Here is an 18,846-nt window from a genome sequence, read left to right as displayed (position 1 = left end):
GCACCTTCGCCCCCTTGAATGAATGAGTCAATCAACAAGGGCGACAGGTAGCCTGACACGGAGGGAACGCCCCAAAAGGACCCAAAAGGTCTTGCCCCAAGCGTTCGGCACCTCGCTAAGGCTCGGTGTTCCCTCGCTACGGTGTCCATCAGGGGGCATCGCCCTCCGGTCGGCTTCGCTTCGACCTCCATGCGATGTCCTCGGCTTCGCCGAGGGGCGCTGCGCGCCAGTCCCCTGATGAACACCTCCGCTCGGCCTGCCGAAGGGGCGGGTAGATCAAAAGCCAATGCGGTGGTCAACTAATTCCAGACACCTCGATAGGTGGTTTCGACGCCATTGTCCGTTCGTAAACGGTCGGTGGTAGATATCCCAGTTTCGAGTGCAGCCGTTTGTTGTTGTAAAACCCAACGATGTACTCCGTGATGTCGCGGATCGCTTCGCCATGGTTGGCGTAATCACGTCGCCAGACCCGCTCCATTTTCAAGCTCAGGAAGAAGCGCTCCATCACCGAGTTATCCCAACAGTTACCTTTACGGCTCATGCTTTGCTGCATGTCATTTCGCGCCAGCAGCGCTCTGTAGCTCGCGCTGGCGTATTGGCTGCCACGGTCTGAGTGAGCGATCAGTCCCGGTGGTGGTTGACGCTGAGCAATGGCCAACTGCATCGCGCTACACACCAGCTCCGCCGGCATGTTCGGGGCCATGGACCAGCCGACAATTTTACGGGAGTACAAGTCCAGCACCACCGCCAGGTATAACCAGCCGCTGCGGGTCCGGATGTAGGTAATGTCAGCCACCCAAGCCTTGTTCGGCGCAGCGGGGTCAAACTGACGATTCAACACATTTTCGGCAATGGGCAGGTCATGATTGCTGTCAGTCGTATGGACGAACTTGCGCTTCCAGGCCGAACGCAGACCGTTGGCACTCATCAAACGGCGGATTTTATAAAGGCCGACCACCATGCCCTTGCCACGCAAAGCATCCCGCAACGGGCGGCTGCCGTAGCAACCACCACTTTCGACAAACGAGGCTTTGAGCTGAACCGTGATCGGGCACACAGATGCCGGCTCAGCAGCGCGTTTGTTGGCCTCATAGAAACCGGATCGACTGACGTTGAGTAACCGACAGACATGCGCAACCGAGTAAGCCTTCTGTTGCAACTGCCTGACCAGCCGATAGGTCATTTCAGTTCGCGGGCAAAGAAGGCGGTAGCCTTTTTTAAGATGTCATTGTCCATCTTAAGCTGGCGGTTTTCCTGCTCCAATTGCCGGATACGTTGTTGCTCAGTCGTCAGTGGTTTGCCGATACCGGTCTCTCCCAGTAGCTCAGCATCGTACTGACGCACCCAACGTCGAACAGCCGTCTCACCTAGATTCAAATCCAGGCAGACCTGTGGAACGGTCAGGCCTTGGTCCTTGATCATCCTAACGACTTGTAGCTTGAAGCTCTCGTCAAAAACTCTGCGTTTGTCGGTCATGAAAAACTCCTCGATAGATGTATTTTCCACCTATCGGGGTGTCTGGGGAAATTAGACCACTGCACAAAGCCAAAGCCAAAGCAAGGCGGCCTACCGGCCGGCCTGTTTGTTTGCGGTGGGTGTACGCCGATGTAGGAGTGGGCTTGCGTGGGAATGCCGCCATAGACGCTCCACGTCTGTTCCGGATGTGATGCAAAGCGTCACGGGATGCATTCCCAAGCGGGAGCGGGGGGAACGATCAAATCCATGCTCTCTTGTCTCAATTTCTATAAATATTGAGACATCTTTGGGTTTGTGCTGTACTCAGAGCTCGGTTTTTGGCTTTTTTGAGACAGTGATGATCAAAAGTCCTCCCGCAAGTCCGGACAGCATTTTCGATCTGTTGGGCAAATCTCCCTACAAGGAGAAGTTGGCCGACTATCTGGCGTTGCTTAAACCGCTGGATGACCAAGGACGTTATCTGCCGTTCGACGAACTTCGCTATCGCTGGGCACCGGGCCTTGATTCAACGCTGTGCTGGGCGCTCGTCAAGAAAGCCCGCGCTGCGCAATATTCCAGCCTGCTGCCCTTAGGGGAACCCACTCAATGGGGCAAGTTCATCCTGACGCCCCTCGCGCAAAAGACTCTTTCGACGGTTGACCGCCAAGCGACCACCGCTGCTCTGGAGTACATGACCAGCAAGATCGGTGAGCGAGCACATTTCAGTTACCTGCTCAATGATTTGATCGAAGACGAGGCCATCAGCAGCAGCCAGCTTGAAGGTGCGGCGACCACCACGCTGGTGGCCAAAGATATGCTCAAGCGCAACCGGTTGCCGCGTACCCCGGACGAGCGGATGGTTATCGGCAACTACAAAATGATGATTTTTGCCTGGGACAAGCGGCATGAGCCACTGAGTGTCGAGTTGATCACGCAGCTCCATCGGGTTGGTGTCGAGGGTATCGACGACAGCCAATACTCACCGGGCGCTTTCAGGGTCAACGACGAGGTTGTCGTCCAGGACGGCGAAGGCAACACGGTCCATACGCCGCCACCAGCAGCGGGTATCCAGGCCAGGCTCCACGCGCTGTCGAACTGGATCAATCACTCCCACGATGACCCTGTGCGCACCGATTACCTTCATCCGCTGATCAAGGGTATCGCCCTGCATTTTGCCCTCGGTTATGAACACCCTTTCCGTGATGGTAATGGCCGTGTGGCACGAGCGTTGTTTTATTGGTTCATGTTCAAGAATGACTTCTCGGCATTCCGCTACATCGCCATCAGCATCTTGTTGCGCAATGCGCCGATGAAATATGGTCGATCCTATTTGCATACCGAAACGGATGACCTGGATCTGACTTATTTCATCGATTACCAGTGCTCGGTGATCGTCCGTGCGGTGACCGGGTTTACCTCGGCTTATCAGAAGAGTCTGGCGTATGCCGAGGGCTTTGATCGATGGCTGGAAGAGTCCGGGCTGTTCAAGCAATTGAGCGAAAAGCAACGGACCGTGTTTCAGGTCGCCAAAAGCGGTATGGCCAGGGAATTCACGGCAGTGAACGTGAAGGAAAATCTGGATTGCTCGTACAACACGGCTTCGGCCACGTTGAATGGATTGGTAGAACTGAAGGTTTTCGAGAAAAAGAAGCAGGGGCGCGAGTGGGTTTTCTTTCTACGCGACACCCAGGACATCAAAAAGGCCTGGGCGTAGGGGCTGGCGAAGGCTACGCCAGCCCCTACGCCGCGTAATCATCTACAACGTCCCAAACACCTTCTTCGCCAGGCTGGTGGCCGCTGCCGCCGGGTTCTGGCGGATGGTTTCTTCCTGCTTGCCAATCATTTCGAACAGGCCGTTCAGTGCCTGCTCCGTGACATAACCTTCGATATTGGCATCTTTCGCGTCGAGCACGCCGAGGGTCGCGGCCTGGCCGGCGAAGGAGTTGTATTGCTTGGCCAGGCCAACCTGATCGGTGGCTTGCTTGACGATCGGCAGGAACTTGACGCGGATTTGCTCGCGGCTGGTTTTACTCAGGTATTGAGTCGCTGAGTCCTTGCCACCGCTGAGAATGGCTTTGGCATCGTCCACGCTCATCTTCTTCACCGCATCTACCAGTAGCGCCTGGGCTTGTGGCACTGCGGCTTCAGCCGCTTTGTTCATGCTGGCTTCCAGCTCATCGACCTGGGCGCCCATGCCGAACTGCTTCATCTTCTTGGCCACCTTGCCCAGTTGCCCCGGCAACTCGATCTTCACGTCCGGGTTGCCGCTGAAGCCGCCTGGAGTGCCCAATTGTTTGACGGCGATCTGCGCGCCTTGGGTCAAGGCATCCTTGAGCCCGCCGGTGGCGTCTTGCTGTGAAAGATCGTTGAGGGACAGGGCCAGCGCATTGGCGCAAATCAACAAGCCCGCACACAGGCCGGCGAAACGAAGGGAAGGACGGAGCATGGCAGCTTCCTTAATCAATAGAGTGGGTTAACGTACCGCGTCGACGCGGATTTTCAATGGTTGCGGATCTTTGCCGTCGAGTTGTACGCCGTGATGTTCAGTGGAAATGAACATTAGTTTGCCGTCCACTTCGATGCGCGCACTGACTGAATAGCGATGGCCGGGTTTGACTTGGGCCGGGTCGTAGTTGAGGTGAAAAGGCAGTGGCACCTGGCCTTTGACCTGGCCGCGTTGTTCGTCCAGCACGATGGCAGGCGCGTCGGCGAGGGAAACATCCTGCAAGCTGACGCTCAATGTCGCGGTTGGCGGCAGGGCGATGCGTTGCAGGTAGAACACTTCGCCGTCGAGAGTGGCTTTGGCGGCTGGTTGCAGGGTCTGGCAGGCGCCGAGCAGAGTGGTGAGCGCGAGCAACGAGAGTTTTTTCATCCTGATCTCCGTATCGATGGCGCCAGCAGCAGGCTGGCGCCTGAAACAATTTAGTCGGTTTGCTGCGGGCCATCGACCTGATCGGCCGCATCTTCACTGCGATGCAGCGCCACCTGACGGATCGACAAGCGAATTTCCGCTGGCAATACCCGCTTGGCCGCGCCTTCGGCCAGTTCGCCGAGCAGTGTGTGATAGCTCAGTTTGCCGGCCTCATCACGACGCAGTACATCGAGATCGAGCAGCGTCTGAATGAAGTGCCGGAACAGGCTCTTGTCGAAGAACTCCGGCGCGTTCAGGCCATGCAGGATCGACAGGCGCTGGGCCATGACGGTGCAGAGGTCTTCCAGTTCTTCGGCGCTGATGCTGTTCTGGCCGCTGTTGAGCAGCAGCGAGATGGCCATGTAGAAGCGTTGCAGGGTTTGCGCGATGCTCCTGGACAACAAGGTCAGCAGCACAAAGTGTCGCGAACTCGGTGCCGGACGCAGGTAGACCTCTTTCTCGAAGCGCAGCAGACCTTGCTCGACGAAGGCTTCCAGCCATTGATCGATCACCGCATCCAGTTCTTCCAGCGACCAGCGGATAAACAGCTCCGATTGCAGGTAGGGATACAGCGCACGGGTGTAGCGCAGGATCTGTTCGCGGCTCATGCGCGAGTTGCTCTGGAAGAAGCTCGCCAGCAGCGCCGGCAGGGCGAAGATGTGCAGCACGTTGTTGCGGTAGTAGGTCATCAGGACGGCGTTCTGCTCGTCCAGATAAAGGATCTTGCCCAAGGCATCGCTCTGCTCGGAAAGCAGGTCCATGTCTTTCACGTGCTCGATCAGCGCGCGGCCATCACCTTCCGGCAATGTGGTGTGAGGCGAATAGGGCACGCGGCGCAACAACGCCAGGTACAGGTCGAGGACTCGCGCCATGGCGCGATCATCCAGGGCCAGACGGCTGGTGGAGAGCAAGGCCAGCGCCACCAGGTTGACCGGGTTGATCGCTGCGGCTTCGTTCAAGTGCCGAGCCACGCGCTCGCCGAGGCGGTTGGTGGTTTCGTTCAGCCATGCCGGGCGGAACTGCGGGCCGAGCTCCTGGGTTCGCCAGTCGGGTTGTTCCTGGTCGAGGAACTGGGCCAGTTTGATCGGTTCGCCAAAGTTGACGGCGACCTGGCCGAAACGCTGTTTGAGGGCGCCGATGACCTTGAAAATGTCGAAGATCGATTCTTTCTTCTTGGTCGCACCACGCAATTCGCCGAGGTAGGTTCGGCCTTCCAGCACCCGCTCGTAGCCGATGTAGACCGGGATGAAAACAATCGGCATCCGCGATGAGCGCAGAAAGCTGCGCAGGGTGATGGCGAGCATCCCGGTCTTGGGTTGCAGCATGCGTCCGGTGCGCGAGCGGCCGCCTTCGACGAAGTACTCCACCGGGAAGCCTTTGGTGAACAAAGTGTGCAGGTACTCGTTGAACACCGAGGTGTAGAGCGGGTTGCCCTTGAAGGTGCGGCGCATGAAAAACGCCCCGCCGCGACGCAACAGGCTGCCGATCACCGGCATGTTGAGGTTGATCCCGGCCGCGATGTGCGGCGGGGTCAGGCCGTTGCGAAACAGCAGGTATGACAGCAGCAGATAGTCGATATGGCTGCGATGGCAAGGCACATAGATCACTTCGTGACCCTGGGCGACGGCCTGCACTCCTTCGATGTGGTTGACCTTGATGCCGTCGTAGATCTTGTTCCAGAACCAGCTCAGCACCACTTCGAGAAAGCGGATCGCAGTGAAGGTGTAGTCCGAGGCGATTTCATTGCCGTAGCGCAGGGCCTGAGCCTTGGCTTTCTCCGGGGAGATGTTTTCGCGTTCGGCTTCTTCGAGGATCGCCTGCTTGACCAGCGGCTGATTCAGCAGGCCTTTGACCAGATTGCGCCGGTGGGAAATGTCCGGGCCGATTACTGCTGCTTTCAGGTTGCGAAAGTGCACCCGCAGAATTCGCTGGGCCATGCGCACGGTGCGCTCGTGGCCTTTGTTGTGTTCGATCAGTTCACGCAGATGAATGGGCGCCGAGAATTGCACGCGGGTCTTGCGTCCCAGAATCATGATGCTCAGCAGGCGTCGCAGACGGCCGGTGACGGCCCAGCTGTCGGCGAACAGCAGCTTCCACGGGCTCGATTCGCTGTCCGGGGATTGGCCCCAGAACACGCTGACCGGGATGATTTGCGCGTCCTCGGCGGCGTTCTGGCTCAAGGCGCTGACCAGTCGCGTCAGCGTTGGCGGCGCGCCGCGTTTGTCCTGGCGGCCAAGCCAGTCGGGTTCCGGCGTCAGGTAGAAGAAGGCGGCAGGCTCCAGCAGATTGCCCACCGACACCGGTAACACCGGGCGCGGCAGACCGGCCTTGCTGCACTCGGTGTCGAGCACGGCCAGATCGGTCAGCGACGGGTTTTGCAGGACGTAGAACACCGGACGACTGCGGTCGAGGTTGAGGGTGAAGGACGACTGGTTGATTGTCTCCGAGCGAACCCAGAGGTACAGCAGTCGGCGCAAGGTGCCAAACACAAGACGGCGGAACGGGGAGCGGGTCATACGGCTTCTGCGTGAGTTAAAAAACCGAGCAAGCGCTCGGGCGCCGGTAGTGTGCCGTATTCATCGAAAATCGGCAAAAAAGCGGGGAAGTAAACTTGTTTCGAGGGGGTTTTATGCCGGTCCAGAACAGTATCCGGATCCTGTGTTACAGACATAAAAAATCCGCAATCCTTATCGGATTGCGGATTTTTTCAGTGACCTGTATTGCGTTGGAAACTTCGGCGGTTACAGCAAGAATTTCGCGAAGTTCACGCCCGTACCGGCCGGGCGCACGTCTTCAAGGAAGGCGTCCTTGTCGGCGCTCAGCTCCAAGCTGACGGTGGGCTTGCGTTTACCCTGGTTGCGTACCACCAGGCCTTCCATCTTCTCGCGCAGGAACACCGTCGGCACTTTCAAGTGCAGCAACTGATCGGTGCTCGGGGTGTGCAGCAGCAAGTGAATCCACTCGTACTGACCGATGGCCAGGCGGCTGACGGGGATATCGAACCACCAGATGTTCTTGTTGCGATTCAATTCGGTGAAATGGCAGTTATTGACGCCCAGCACGGCGCCGCCGAGTTCCTGGTTTCTGCGGGCAATGGCCTGCGCTTTATCGAGTTTCATAACATTCCTACGGGTTGGATCTTCAGCGCCACGGCCTGAATACGTTGCGCATTCTCGGGGGTTGAGGGAGAAACATAAAGCCAAACCTGCGCGCGGCGATGAAATGGCGCCGTGAAAATAAATGAAACTCTGCGCAACGGCCCCGGATCAATCTTTACGTAATAGGGCTCATCGCCCTGTTTCTACCGGGAAAAACACCATCAGTAGCACTGTCAAACAACGAAACTGTTTCAACGCGGTCAATTAAGCTACTTTGATGTAGAAAACGGCCCCTGAGTCGCCAACGACTTCAACCTTTTTGCGGCGAAGGAGACGCTATGATTTTTCCGAACTTGAAAGGTTTACCGCTGCATCGCGTTCTGACCCGCACCGTCACCGAATTCGTCGCCGACGAGATGTCGACCTATGCCTCGGCGTTGGCCTATCAGATGCTGTTTTCATTGTTTCCCTTCATATTGTTTCTCATCGCTCTGATTGGTTTTCTGCACCTTCCCGACTTTTTCTCCTGGTTGCGCCTGCAATCGGAGCTGGTGCTGCCGCCGCAAGCCCTGGAGCAGGTGAACCCGGTAATCGACCAGCTCCAGCAATCCAATAGCGGGCTGCTTTCAGTGGGTATCGTGATTGCGCTGTGGACGGCTTCGGCCGGCGTGCGGCTGATGATGAGCGCGATGAACGCCGCTTACGACGTGGTTGAAAGGCGGCCGATCTGGCAGCGCTTCCCGCTGTCGATCATCTACACCATCGGTATCGCCGGAATGCTGTTGATCGCCGCTGCGTTTATGGTCCTGGGGCCGCAAGCGATGAACTGGCTGGCACAGCAGATTGGCATGGAGGAATTTATCGTCACCGTCTGGACCCTTGTGCGCTGGCCATTGGTCGTGGTGTTGCTGATGGTCGCCGTAGCATTGATCTATTACGTCATGCCGGACGTGAAGCAGGAGTTCCGCCTGATTACCGCAGGCTCGGTGCTGGCAGTGGTGGTGTGGATCCTCGCCTCGCTGGGTTTCGGTTATTACGTGAAAGTCTTCGCCGATTACAACGCCATGTATGGCAGTATCGGTGCGATTATCGTATTGCTGCTGTATTTCTATATTTCTGCGGCGGCATTGTTGCTCGGCGCGGAAATGAACGCGGCGATCGATCACATGTCGACCCATGACAAGCATCCTGGCGAGAAGGACTTCAACGGGGACGACGAAAAACACCACGTTTCGGGACTGGGACGGGATCACTCGCTCAAGCCGACCACTGACGAAGTCTGAACATGATCCGTGAAATCCTGAAAATGGGCGACGATCGCCTGCTGCGCATTGCCCCGCCGGTGCCGTTGGAGATGTTCGACAGCCCGGAACTCTGGCAACTGATCGATGACATGTTCCAGACCATGGAGCATGTGGGTGGCGTCGGCCTGGCCGCACCGCAGGTGGGCGTCGACCTGCAATTGGTGATCTTTGGCTTCGAGCACAGTGAACGTTATCCAGACGCGGAAGCCGTGCCACAGACCATCCTGATCAATCCGCTGATCACACCATTGAGTCCGATCCTGGAAGAGGGCTTCGAAGGTTGTCTATCGGTACCGGGATTGCGCGGTGCCGTGGAGCGTTATCAGCAGATTCGCTATGAAGGTTTCGACCCCAAGGGCGAGCCGATTGTGCGCATCGCCTCGGGTTTCCATGCCCGCGTCGTGCAACATGAATGCGATCACCTGATCGGCCGGTTGTACCCGTCGCGGATCAGCGACTTCAGCAAGTTTGGGTTTATCGATGTGATGTTTCCGGATATGGATCCTGGGGCGGACGATTGAGGCGTCTGTTCGGGCCTCTTCGCGGGCAAGTCGGCATTCAGCGCTCAGTCACACATTTTCCGAGGTCGACCGAAACAACGGTTTTATGCCCATGGCGATCAGTAGCTTAGTGCGAGTGTAGCGAGCCAGGCGATCTGTCAGGGATCGCGGCAGCTGCGGATCGATGGAAAACCCCACACCCTCGTAGAACGTCTGCAGGTCCGGCTGGCAGAACAGCCAGACCGGTCCATCGGTATGCGCAACGGCACGTTCGACCAGTTGCGTGGCAATCCTTTGGCCTCGACATGCCGGATCGACGAACAACCCGGTCAACCAATGCCCTTGGGCAACCTGTGTCAGGCACAGTCCGGCAACGATCTCCCCTTGTTTGGCTACCCACAATTGGCCCTCGCTGGCAGCGCGCATCGGCGAGTTGTGCAGGCGATAGAACTTGTTCAGCAGCGGACGCAGCGGCTCGGCAAGCGGGCTGAAATGTAGGTCTGGCATGGTTTGAGAGGACTTTCTGCAAAGAGCTATGAAGGACGATGAGGGGCAAAAAATTTTAAATCGTTGAAATGAAACTCTGCTGCGCAATAGGTGTTATACCTCATATTACATCCCGTATGAGTGGAGCGTGCATCATGGCCAAAGGCATGGATTCAAAGAAAGCTGCAAAGAAAAAACCGGCAAAAACCGCCGATGAAAAACGCGCCGACAAGAAAGCCAAAAAGGTCGGCGTGTTCGGTCACTGAGTCGTCTTTCACGGAGCCCGGCCATCGGGCTCCGCTTTCACTTCTAAGCAAGTAACCAATTGATCTGCAAGATTTCCCCGGGCTATTGCATAGAGAGGGATGAAGTCGACGTTCATCTGTCGGTATTGTGTAGCCCTTGTGGGAAGGGCCGGGCGCCGTTCGCTTGCCCGCGAATGATCTAACCAAGAAAGGGTTCCCTGCCAGGCATTGCAGCCTGATAGAGAACCCTTTTCAGTTCTTGCTTGAGACGCTTAAAGAGCAACCAGAAACCTGTCGGCAACGTGTTTGCCGGTGCGGCTGCTTACCAATCTAGCGAATAACTCACACTCACTGTGCGACCTTCAGCATTGGCATACGGCGCCCGGGCGTTGGCCTGGGCAAACAGGTTTTGGTAGTTGCGATCGGTGAGGTTATAGATCCCGCCTTCGACACGGCCGACCGGCAGTTCCACCGAGCCGAGCAGGTCCACCAGGGTGTAGCCTTCGATGTCGCGGCCGTTGTTGTCCTTGGCGGCGGCGTCATAGCTGTTCAGGCGCATGCCCTGCAGACGCAGGCTGTAGTCATCCGCGGTATAGCCGACGAACAAGGTGGTTTTGGCCGGTGAAATGCGGGTGGCCGGCAGGTCGATCCATTTACCGTCCTGCTCGGTTTCGCCTTTGGCCCAGGCGTAGGTGCCGCCCACCGACCAGTGATCGGTCGGGCGATAGGTCAGGCTGTTTTCAATGCCGCGTACCCGTTCCTTCTGGTTGATCAGACGCAGTACGCGATCAGTGGCGTCGTAGAACTGGGTCACGTCCGAAGTGTTTTCATACAGGGTGACGTCGGCTTGCCATTTGTCCCAATTGCCGCGCCAGCCCAGCTCGTAGCTGTCGACCTTGATCGCCTGGGCGTTGAGGGTCTGAATATCGAAGCGACTGTTGACGTCCCGCAGGAAGCGTTGGATGTCGGGCAGTGAGAAACCCTGGCTGTAATTGGCGAAGATGTCCTGATTTTCGCTCAGGTGATAGACCGCCCCCAGGTTGTAGAGGGTCGCATCATATTTGAGGGTGTCGCCGGGCAAGGTCGCGCGGTTTCCGGTCTGGACGATTTCACCATAGGCGATGCTGTCGGAGACTTCGCTTTCGATCCACTCGCGCCGTATGCCGCCGCGCAGGGTCCAGTCGGCGATGTCCCAGGACATTTGCCCGAACAGCGCTTTGGTGGTGGTTTCGATGTCCGGGCCCAGTTCATAGGTGGTGCCGGTCTTGGTGTAGTTCAGGCCGTTGACCCTGTATTGGTCGCCGCGCTGACGGGAGCGCTCGTGGTTGTAGTCGGCGCCCCAGACCAGATTGCCGGTAGCATTGCCGATCGACGGCAGCGGGGTGTCGATGGCCGCACGCAGGCCATACACGTCTTGCACGCTGTTGTTGTCGGAGACGCCGGCCTTGCCCCGTGACAGGTCGGGGAAGAACAACGCATCGGCACGACGCCAGTAACTTTCGACTTGCAGGCCCTGGCCGTAAAAGTCCTTGTCGGCGTAGTTGAGATTGGCCGCCTGGTTATGGGTGTAGGGCTGGTCGTCGAGCTTCAAGCCCTTGACCGCGACGGCCTCACCATTGCGCGAGGCTTTGGTGTAACCGGTGTCCTGCTGGTCCTTGTAGTCTTGCAGCGACAGGCTGAGCTTCTTGTCGGCATCCAGTTCATAACCGAACCGACCTTGCAGGTCATAGGTTTCGGTGTCCATGTTGCTGCCTTGGGACGTGTCCTGAGGAATGCGGTTGCCGTTGCCGTCGAACTGGTCGTTGCGTTGCGTCATGTCTGCCGAGACATACCAGTCCAGCGCGTCCTGGCGGCCTGTCGCACTTTGGAACGCCTCGTAGGCGAAGCCTTTGCGGTTGAGGTTGTTGCCGCTGCTCATTCCCAGTTTGCTGCTGAACGCGATGTCCTGGCCCTGGTTGCGCTTGGTGATGATGTTGATGATGCCGCCCGATGCGCCGGCACCGTAGATGCTGCTCGCGCCGGATACCACTTCGATGCGCTCGATGCTGGCAGGCGAGATGCTGTTCAGCTGGCGGAAGTTGTCACGGGTAGCGTTTTGCGACACGCCGTCGATCAATACCAGCATGTTGCGCCCGCGCAGGGTCTGACCGAAGTTGCTCATGCCGCCAGTGGACGGTGCGATGCCCGGCACCAGTTGCCCAAGGATGTCGGACACTCGACGACCGGCGCCGCTCTGTTCACGGATCTGGTGTTCGTCGATGACTTGTACCGAGCCTGGAATCGAGGCAATGCTCGCTTCGCTGCGGGTGGCCGAGACGACGGTGGCTTGCAGGTTCAGAGAGGCCGGTTGCTCGGTTTCTTCGGCCCAGGTCGGGGCACTGAAGGAGCCAATCAGCGGGATCAACAGGGATAGCTTGGTACGGGTCATGGTGCGGTCTTTTTTTAGTTTTGAGGGCGTATTGGCGGTGCAGGGCCACAGCACCATCGGAAATTTCGTCTCGAACTCCGGCGAGAAGGCGATGATCTGAGAAGCACTCAGGCCGAGTCGCTCCGGTCCTTGCGCTAGAGGGGCCAGCCGTGGAAGGCCAGGCACAGCGTGTCAAAAACGCGCAGAGAGTACCTGTTGAAAATGCGGGCGCCAATGATAAGCGTTATTATTGATGTTGTTGGGAAGGCCCTGGGACGGGCTTTTCGAACTTCAGGTGCCCGGAAACATTGGGCGGGGGAAGGGTTTGAGCAGGTCTTTCGGGTGCCCGGAATTTTTTTCATCCTGCGGGTTTACGGGTACTCAATCGGCAAATCGAACCGTTGATGGGGCAGGCAGTTGCAGCCGGGGAGGGGTTTGGTCTGTATCAGCGGATCAACTACGGGGCTTCGATCTTGTGGGTGGGCGTGTTCGCCTGGGTACTGAAACCCATGTCCCGCACCGACCACCGATTTGCACCCGACTGACAGACCCTACTCTGAATCACTTGGGCACTTCGCTAGTCGAACTAATCAAGTCTTCGACCATTGTTGATCGATTCGCCTTTCGCGTGGCCAAGCCAAGTATGGCCTTGGGCCAATCAAGCTGAAGCGCTCTGTAGTGCAGGCCATCGCGTTGAATTCGCTGCATCGATGCGGGTACCACGGCGATACCCATCCCCGCAGATACCAGGTTAACAGCGGACGATAACTGGGGCGCCTGCTGACGGATGGTCGGATTGAAACCACATTGCCGGCAAGCGGCCACGATATCGGCACTCAGACCATAACCGGACTTTCGCGAATACAGGATGAAGTTCTCCTGCCGTAAATCAACAAGCGACAGACGCTTGCGTGACGTTAAGGGGTGGCCGTCAGGCAGGACAACAATAAGTGGTTCTTCGGATAAGGGGATGAACTCAATGTCGCCACCCATAGCAAACGGAGGTCTGACAAACGCGGCATCAATTTCTCCACGGCCGAGCCTGGAAATAAGAGATTCGCTGTCGTTCTCCTCAAGGTTTACCTCCACCTTGGGGTGCTGTCGCTGGTAGCGGCTGATCAAGCCGGTGACTGTATCGTTGAACGAAGCAGATTCAGTGAATCCCAGATTCAACGAGCCGACCTCTCCTCGTGCGGCGCGCCGCGCATTTTTTTGGGCTTCCTCGGCACGCGCAAGAATATCTTGTGCTGATACCAGGAATACCCTACCTGCATCACTGAGTATGACGCCGCGTCCTACCCGGTGGAAAAGCGGCGTACCGATTTCATCCTCCAGATCACGTATCTGCTGTCCAAGCGGAGGCTGGGCAATCCCGAGTTGCTCGGCTGCTCGTGTGAAGTTCTCCGCTTGGGCCGTGACGACGAAATAACGTAGATGCCTGAGTTCCAATTAGGACTCCAAAGATACTGATTCTGTATTTTCTAAATATTAGACATTTTGTTTGTCTGGCGCCATGCTTCTTCTGCGCCAAAGATGTCGTCAGTGGTGCGGTCAGAACGTTTACGGTCCGAGATTCAGGAGAGCTTCATATGAAACCAACTCGACAATTGCGTGAAAAAGGGGCGTAGGGGCAGCATCGGTCCATGAATGCGGACTGCAGGAACTGAGTTAAATCAAGACGTAAAACCGAATCCGCGGAACATAGGAAAGCAACATGGATGTGCAACTCATTACCGTGGCCGGTTTGGTAGCTGTGACAATCGGGTTATGGGCAACACGCAGACTTCCAGAGTACTTGACGGCACTTTTGTTCTTCGCGTTCGCGATGATCCTCCATGTTGCGCCCGCTTCCTTGATCTTCTCTGGGTTTACCTCGGCCGCATTCTGGCTCGTTATCAGCGGCTATGTCATTGGAATCGCTATTCGCAAGACAGGATTGGCCGCTCGATGTGCGAGGGTACTCGCTGCCCATCTTTCCAGATCATATCCACAAATGGTCTTTGGTATTGTCGGCCTCACTTACGCGCTTGCCTTTGTTATGCCTTCCAATATGGGACGTATTGCACTTCTGATGCCGATTGTCCTGGCGCTTGCTGATCGAGTGGGGTTCAGGGAGAAACGTCCCGGGCGTATAGGTCTTTCACTGGCTGTCGGCTTTGGAACCTTCCAGCTTTCGGCATCCATTCTGCCGGCGAATGTTCCAAATCTTGTTATGGCGGGGGCGATCGATACCACGTACGGGCTGCAGCTATCCTATCTGCCTTATCTGATACTGCACGCGCCCGTACTTGGCCTTCTGAAGGGACTAGCACTCTGTGCATGCATCGTCTGGTTGTTTCCAGATAAAGCGGAAAAAAGTATAGAGGTGGAACCAACTCGCCCTTTGAGTCCGGAGGAGAAGAGGTTGGGAATACTCCTTTTGATGACTCTGGGACTCTGGCTAACCGACTCCTTCCACGGTATTTCCCCGGCATGGATCGGTCTCGTGGCAGCTTGCCTATGCCTCCTTCCCCGAATCGGCTTTGTGTCCAGTGAAGAATTTGGTCAAGAGGTAAATCATCGGACCGCGGTCTATGTCGCAGCAATCCTCGGACTCGCCGCACTTGTAGGACAAAGCGGACTCGGAACATTAATCGGCAATGAAGTACTCACCCTCGCACCGTTGGATCCGGCCTCGCCGTTGCGCAGTTATGCCTCAATCGTAGGTTTCTCCACGCTGCTCAACTTTGTGGTTACAGCGAACGGAGTACCCGCGCTATTTACTCCCTTGGCACAGTCGTTAGCCACTGCATCCGGGTTTCCATTACTTAGTGTTCTGATGATTCAGGTCATCGGCTTTTCAACACCGCTTCTGCCTTACCAAGCCTCTCCGATTGTTCTCGCTATTGAAATGGGAAGAATCCCTTTCGTGGCAGCGTTGCGATTGAGTCTAGCGCTTGCATTCATCACGTTTGTTGTATTGGCGCCCATCAATTACGGATGGTTCGTCTTTCTGGGTTGGTTACCATGATCCTGCAGCGGCAGGCACGGCCAATTCCTTGAACCGTGTCGCCGAACGTGCAGCTAAGTACTCTCGCGCACCATCAGTTCGAACCCCATGTCCTGTACCGGTTTGGCCACGGTATTGCCGGCCATCAGGGTCAACATCTGCTCGGCGGCGCGGCGGCCAATGGCTTCTCGCGGGGTGCTGATGCTACTCAAACGCGGCACCATGTGAGCCGAGGCGGGCAGGTCGTTGAAGCCCAGGACCGCCACTTGCTGCGGGATCTTGATGCCGCAGCGCATGGCTTCGAGCAGGGCGCCGTGGGCCAGGTCGTCGTTGCCGAAGAAGATCGCGTCGACCTGCGGATGGCTGGCCATCAATTGCAGGAATAACTCGCCACCCAGACCGACCGACGACGGGCGCGGGGTCAGGATTTCCAGATCGGGGTCATACAAACCGGCTTTTTGCAGCGCCCGGCGAAAACCTTCGCCACGCAACAGCGTGCGTTGGTCGAGTTGCGCGCCGATGAAGGCCAATCGCCTGCGACCGCGTGAAATCAAGTGCTCGGCCGCGGTCTCGCCGGCGCTCAGTTGCGAGAAGCCGACGCAGTTCAATCCGGCACCGGGGTCCAGGTCCATCATGTAGACGCAAGGAATGCTGCTGGCCTCGACCATCCGTCGGGCGCTTTCGGTGCGGTCGAATCCGGTCAACAACAGGCCGCAAGGCTGGTAGGCCAGGTAATTGCGCAGCAGGTTTTCTTCTTCATCGCGCGAGTAGTGATAGTTGCCGATCAGCACTTCGAAGCCTTTGGGCCGCAGTACGGTGTGAATGGCTTCGAGGGTTTCGATGAATAGCAGGTTGGACAGCGAAGGCACCAAAACCACCACAGAATGGCTCTGGGCCGAGGCCAGCGCGCGGGCGGCGGGGTTGACCACATAGTTCAGTTCGAGGGCGGCCTGCTGGACTTTTTCCACCAGTTCGGTGGCCACGCTGCTGATGCCGCGCAGGGCTCTGGAAGCGGTGATCGGACTGACACCGGCCAGGCGTGCAACTTCGTTCAGGGTAGGGCGGCCCGTGGTGCGGGTATTTTTGTCGTTTTTAGAAGAGGTCATCGGACGGCTTGCCAAACAAAATTCAAGGCACTAAGGTAGCGCTGTCTCGACGCGGCTGCAAATGCTTGAGTGTGGTTTGCCTGATCCCACCCTTCGGCGTCGAAACGGCACATGCTGCAACCCATAAAAATGACAAGAAGGCGTCGGCAGAATCTATTTTTGCACTAGTGTTTCAATTAGCAAAGATAGCGCTGTCTGCGTGCTGAGGTGTTACATGAATCAACCCATCACCGCCCTGGTCATCATGGGCGTCGCCGGCTGCGGCAAAACCTGCGTCAGCGAGGCCTTGTGCCGAATCAGCGGCGCTACCGCCATCGAAGGCGACACTTTCCACCCTGCCGCCAACATCGAAAAGATGAGCGCGGGCATTCCCTTGAACGACGACGACCGTGCCGGCTGGCTCGACAGCCTGTGCGATGAACTGCGCCGCGTCGATGCCAGTGGCCGGCGTCCGGTGCTGACCTGTTCGGCCCTCAAACACAGCTACCGGGAACGCCTTCGCCGGGCTTTGCCGGGGTTGGGTTTCGTATTCCTCGAGCTGACTCCGCAAGTCGCTGCTGAGCGAGTCGCCCATCGTCCGGGCCATTTCATGCCTTCGACCTTGATCGACAGTCAGTTTGCCACGCTCGAGTCGCCGGTCGGTGAACCGCTGACCCTGGCTCTCGACGCGTCCACGCATAGTGTTGAACGCCTCGCTGAGCTGGCCAATGCCTGGTGGCTCGAACATGGGTTGAAACTGGCGGTATGAGTTTTACTGCAAAAGATAGCGCTGTCCCATTAGCAGACGGTTTGTTTATAGCCGCTTTATAACAACAACAAACAGGAGTCACCCCATGTTTGGCATGTCCCACGAGTCCTTTCTGCTGCTTGATGCAGTGGTCACTATCATCGGGCTGATCGTATTGATCACCCGGTTCAAGTTTCATCCGTTCATTGCACTGATCATCGCTGCCGCGTTCCTCGGGCTGACCTCGGGCATGCCTGTGGACAAGATCATCAAGTCCTTCCAGGACGGCTTCGGCGGTGTTCTTGGGTTTGTCGGCATCATCCTGGCGCTGGGCACCATGCTCGGCAAAATGATGGCCGAGTCGGGCGGGGCGGATCAGATTGCCCGCACCCTGATTCAGGCGTTCGGCAAAGAGCGCGTGCAATGGGCAATGATGTTCGCGGCGTTTCTGGTCGGCATTCCATTGTTCTTCGAAATCGGCTTCGTGCTGCTGATTCCGCTGGTGTTCATCGTCGCCAAGCGTACCGGCGTGTCGCTGATCAAAATCGGTATCCCGCTGCTTGCCGGTCTGTCTGCGGTTCACGGTCTGGTTCCGCCACACCCGGGTCCGTTGCTGGCCATCGGTATATTCGGTGCGGACATTGGCAAAACCATTCTCTACGGTCTGATCGTCGCGCTGCCGACCGCCATCATTGCCGGCCCCTTGTTCGGTACGTTCATCGCCAAATACATTCCGGGTCATCCGAATCAGGAGCTGGTGGATCAACTGGCCCATGAGCCGGAAGCCTCCACGCTGCCAAGCTTCAGCATCACCCTGATCACTGTGCTGTTGCCGGTGTTCCTGATGTTGCTCAAGACTTTCGCCGATGTGGCGCTGCCTGAAGGTCACGGTGTGCGCAACTGGATGGACATGATTGGCCACCCGATCGCTGCCTTGCTGCTGGCCTTGCTGCTGTCGCTGTACACCTTCGGTTACAAGAGCGGGTTTGATTCGAAGAGGATTCTCAAACTGCTCGACTCCAGCCTTGCGCCGACCGCGGCAATCATTCTGATCATTGGTGCTGGCGGTGGCTTCAAGCAGATGCTGGTGACCAGCGGTGTGGGCGATGTGATCGGCCATATGGCGGTGAACGCGCAGATCTCGCCGATTTTGCTGGCATGGCTGGTGGCGGCGGTGATTCGTGTCGCCACCGGTTCGGCGACCGTGGCAACCATTACCGGTGCGGGCATTGTGGTGCCGGTGGTGGGGATGATTCCAGGCGTCAATCTTGAATTGCTGGTACTGGCAACGGGCGCAGGTTCGTTGGTTCTGTCTCACGTCAACGATGCGGGCTTCTGGCTGGTCAAGCAGTACTTCAACATGACCGTCGCCGAAACCTTCAAGACCTGGACCGCGATGGAAACCATCCTCTCCATCGTCGCGCTGATCTTCATCCTGCTGCTGTCGCTGGTGATCTAAAAAAGCTTAGCGGGCAAGCCCCAATGCCGGTCAAGGCACCGTAATGTGGCGAGGGAGCTTGCTCCCGCTGGGCCGCGAAGCGACCCTGAAATCAGGCACCACGTATCTTCAGATAGAACGCAGGTGTCGGTTTTACGACTGCTACGCAGCCGAGCGGGA

The 18,846-nt window shown here is 57.3% G+C and carries 15 protein-coding genes; 6 read left to right on the top strand and 9 right to left on the bottom strand.

Translation table 11 applies throughout. The annotated features are described in order from the left end of the window. Positions 1-295: 295 nt before the first annotated feature. Positions 296-1,476, bottom strand: a protein-coding gene (locus tag AC3I0A_RS20990) for an IS3 family transposase (protein ID WP_489372800.1) whose coding sequence is annotated in 2 segments (ribosomal slippage) — positions 296-1,212 and positions 1,212-1,476 — 1,182 coding nt in all. Because the reading frame shifts where the segments join, the coding sequence is not laid out codon by codon here. 337 nt (positions 1,477-1,813) lie between these two features. On the opposite strand from AC3I0A_RS20990, the gene AC3I0A_RS20985 reads away from it, so the two are divergent. After that, positions 1,814-3,169: a Fic family protein gene (locus tag AC3I0A_RS20985; RefSeq protein ID WP_489374341.1), complete on the top strand. Its 1,356-nt coding sequence runs from the start codon at positions 1,814-1,816 to the stop codon at positions 3,167-3,169. Between the two features lie 42 nt (positions 3,170-3,211). Here the strand turns inward: AC3I0A_RS20985 and AC3I0A_RS20980 are convergent, their stop codons facing one another. The 4 genes from AC3I0A_RS20980 to AC3I0A_RS20965 form a co-directional block, all read right to left on the bottom strand. Then, complete coding sequence (locus AC3I0A_RS20980; protein ID WP_489374340.1) at positions 3,212-3,901, bottom strand: DUF4197 domain-containing protein; 690 nt, start codon at positions 3,899-3,901, stop codon at positions 3,212-3,214. Positions 3,902-3,928: 27 nt separating this feature from the next. Then, on the bottom strand, positions 3,929-4,327 hold the full coding sequence (locus tag AC3I0A_RS20975; RefSeq protein WP_489374339.1) for a YbaY family lipoprotein: 399 nt from the start codon (positions 4,325-4,327) through the stop codon (positions 3,929-3,931). A gap of 50 nt (positions 4,328-4,377) precedes the next feature. Further along, entirely contained in the window at positions 4,378-6,882 is a 2,505-nt protein-coding gene (gene plsB, locus AC3I0A_RS20970) for a glycerol-3-phosphate 1-O-acyltransferase PlsB (RefSeq protein ID WP_489374338.1), read from the bottom strand. Between the two features lie 225 nt (positions 6,883-7,107). Beyond that, positions 7,108-7,485, bottom strand: coding sequence for a hypothetical protein (locus AC3I0A_RS20965; RefSeq protein WP_419115231.1), 378 nt, complete (start codon positions 7,483-7,485; stop codon positions 7,108-7,110). Positions 7,486-7,802: 317 nt separating this feature from the next. Between AC3I0A_RS20965 and AC3I0A_RS20960 the strand changes: the two genes are divergently transcribed. Both AC3I0A_RS20960 and def read left to right on the top strand, forming a co-directional pair. Beyond that, positions 7,803-8,747 (top strand): YihY/virulence factor BrkB family protein, encoded by a 945-nt coding sequence (locus tag AC3I0A_RS20960; RefSeq protein WP_489374337.1) that lies wholly within the window; start codon positions 7,803-7,805, stop codon positions 8,745-8,747. Positions 8,748-8,749: 2 nt separating this feature from the next. After that, positions 8,750-9,289, top strand: coding sequence for a peptide deformylase (gene def / locus AC3I0A_RS20955; RefSeq protein ID WP_489374336.1), 540 nt, complete (start codon positions 8,750-8,752; stop codon positions 9,287-9,289). Between the two features lie 48 nt (positions 9,290-9,337). On the opposite strand, the gene AC3I0A_RS20950 is transcribed toward def, so the two are convergent. The 3 genes from AC3I0A_RS20950 to AC3I0A_RS20940 form a co-directional block, all read right to left on the bottom strand. Then, complete coding sequence (locus tag AC3I0A_RS20950) at positions 9,338-9,775, bottom strand: GNAT family N-acetyltransferase (protein WP_489374335.1); 438 nt, start codon at positions 9,773-9,775, stop codon at positions 9,338-9,340. 546 nt (positions 9,776-10,321) lie between these two features. After that, on the bottom strand, positions 10,322-12,427 hold the full coding sequence (locus tag AC3I0A_RS20945) for a TonB-dependent receptor (protein ID WP_489374334.1): 2,106 nt from the start codon (positions 12,425-12,427) through the stop codon (positions 10,322-10,324). 540 nt (positions 12,428-12,967) lie between these two features. After that, positions 12,968-13,855 carry a LysR family transcriptional regulator gene (locus tag AC3I0A_RS20940; RefSeq protein WP_489374333.1) on the bottom strand — a complete coding sequence of 296 codons (888 nt, stop codon included), beginning with the start codon at positions 13,853-13,855 and terminating at the stop codon, positions 12,968-12,970. A 265-nt stretch (positions 13,856-14,120) separates the two neighbouring features. Here AC3I0A_RS20940 and AC3I0A_RS20935 point away from each other — a divergent pair, with 265 nt between their 5' ends. Further along, a complete protein-coding gene (locus AC3I0A_RS20935) occupies positions 14,121-15,416 on the top strand; it encodes an SLC13 family permease (protein WP_489374332.1) in 1,296 nt (431 codons plus the stop codon). 53 nt (positions 15,417-15,469) lie between these two features. Here the strand turns inward: AC3I0A_RS20935 and gntR are convergent, their stop codons facing one another. Further along, positions 15,470-16,501 carry an HTH-type transcriptional regulator GntR gene (gene gntR, locus AC3I0A_RS20930; protein WP_489374331.1) on the bottom strand — a complete coding sequence of 344 codons (1,032 nt, stop codon included), beginning with the start codon at positions 16,499-16,501 and terminating at the stop codon, positions 15,470-15,472. Between the two features lie 214 nt (positions 16,502-16,715). On the opposite strand from gntR, the gene AC3I0A_RS20925 reads away from it, so the two are divergent. Both AC3I0A_RS20925 and AC3I0A_RS20920 read left to right on the top strand, forming a co-directional pair. Further along, positions 16,716-17,249: a gluconokinase gene (locus tag AC3I0A_RS20925; protein ID WP_489374330.1), complete on the top strand. Its 534-nt coding sequence runs from the start codon at positions 16,716-16,718 to the stop codon at positions 17,247-17,249. Positions 17,250-17,334: 85 nt separating this feature from the next. Next, positions 17,335-18,687, top strand: coding sequence for a GntP family permease (locus AC3I0A_RS20920; protein WP_489374329.1), 1,353 nt, complete (start codon positions 17,335-17,337; stop codon positions 18,685-18,687). Positions 18,688-18,846: the final 159 nt, after the last annotated feature.

Source organism: Pseudomonas sp. KH_024_B2 (assembly GCF_057839965.1).
The sequence above is the reverse complement of the archived record's forward strand: the minus strand, read 5'-3'. Positions and strand labels throughout refer to the sequence as shown.

Excerpts from the sequence above, each read along its gene's own strand:
- AC3I0A_RS20960 (WP_489374337.1), top strand. The coding sequence starts at position 7,803 with ATGATTTTTCCGAACTTGAAAGGTTTACCGCTGCATCGCGTTCTGACC.
- def (WP_489374336.1), top strand. The coding sequence starts at position 8,750 with ATGATCCGTGAAATCCTGAAAATGGGCGACGATCGCCTGCTGCGCATT.
- AC3I0A_RS20965 (WP_419115231.1), bottom strand. The coding sequence starts at position 7,485 with ATGAAACTCGATAAAGCGCAGGCCATTGCCCGCAGAAACCAGGAACTC.
- AC3I0A_RS20985 (WP_489374341.1), top strand. The coding sequence starts at position 1,814 with ATGATCAAAAGTCCTCCCGCAAGTCCGGACAGCATTTTCGATCTGTTG.
- AC3I0A_RS20920 (WP_489374329.1), top strand. The coding sequence starts at position 17,335 with ATGTTTGGCATGTCCCACGAGTCCTTTCTGCTGCTTGATGCAGTGGTC.
- AC3I0A_RS20935 (WP_489374332.1), top strand. The coding sequence starts at position 14,121 with ATGGATGTGCAACTCATTACCGTGGCCGGTTTGGTAGCTGTGACAATC.
- AC3I0A_RS20950 (WP_489374335.1), bottom strand. The coding sequence starts at position 9,775 with ATGCCAGACCTACATTTCAGCCCGCTTGCCGAGCCGCTGCGTCCGCTG.
- AC3I0A_RS20975 (WP_489374339.1), bottom strand. The coding sequence starts at position 4,327 with ATGAAAAAACTCTCGTTGCTCGCGCTCACCACTCTGCTCGGCGCCTGC.
- AC3I0A_RS20980 (WP_489374340.1), bottom strand. The coding sequence starts at position 3,901 with ATGCTCCGTCCTTCCCTTCGTTTCGCCGGCCTGTGTGCGGGCTTGTTG.
- AC3I0A_RS20945 (WP_489374334.1), bottom strand. The coding sequence starts at position 12,427 with ATGACCCGTACCAAGCTATCCCTGTTGATCCCGCTGATTGGCTCCTTC.
- plsB (WP_489374338.1), bottom strand. The coding sequence starts at position 6,882 with ATGACCCGCTCCCCGTTCCGCCGTCTTGTGTTTGGCACCTTGCGCCGA.
- AC3I0A_RS20925 (WP_489374330.1), top strand. The coding sequence starts at position 16,716 with ATGAATCAACCCATCACCGCCCTGGTCATCATGGGCGTCGCCGGCTGC.
- gntR (WP_489374331.1), bottom strand. The coding sequence starts at position 16,501 with ATGACCTCTTCTAAAAACGACAAAAATACCCGCACCACGGGCCGCCCT.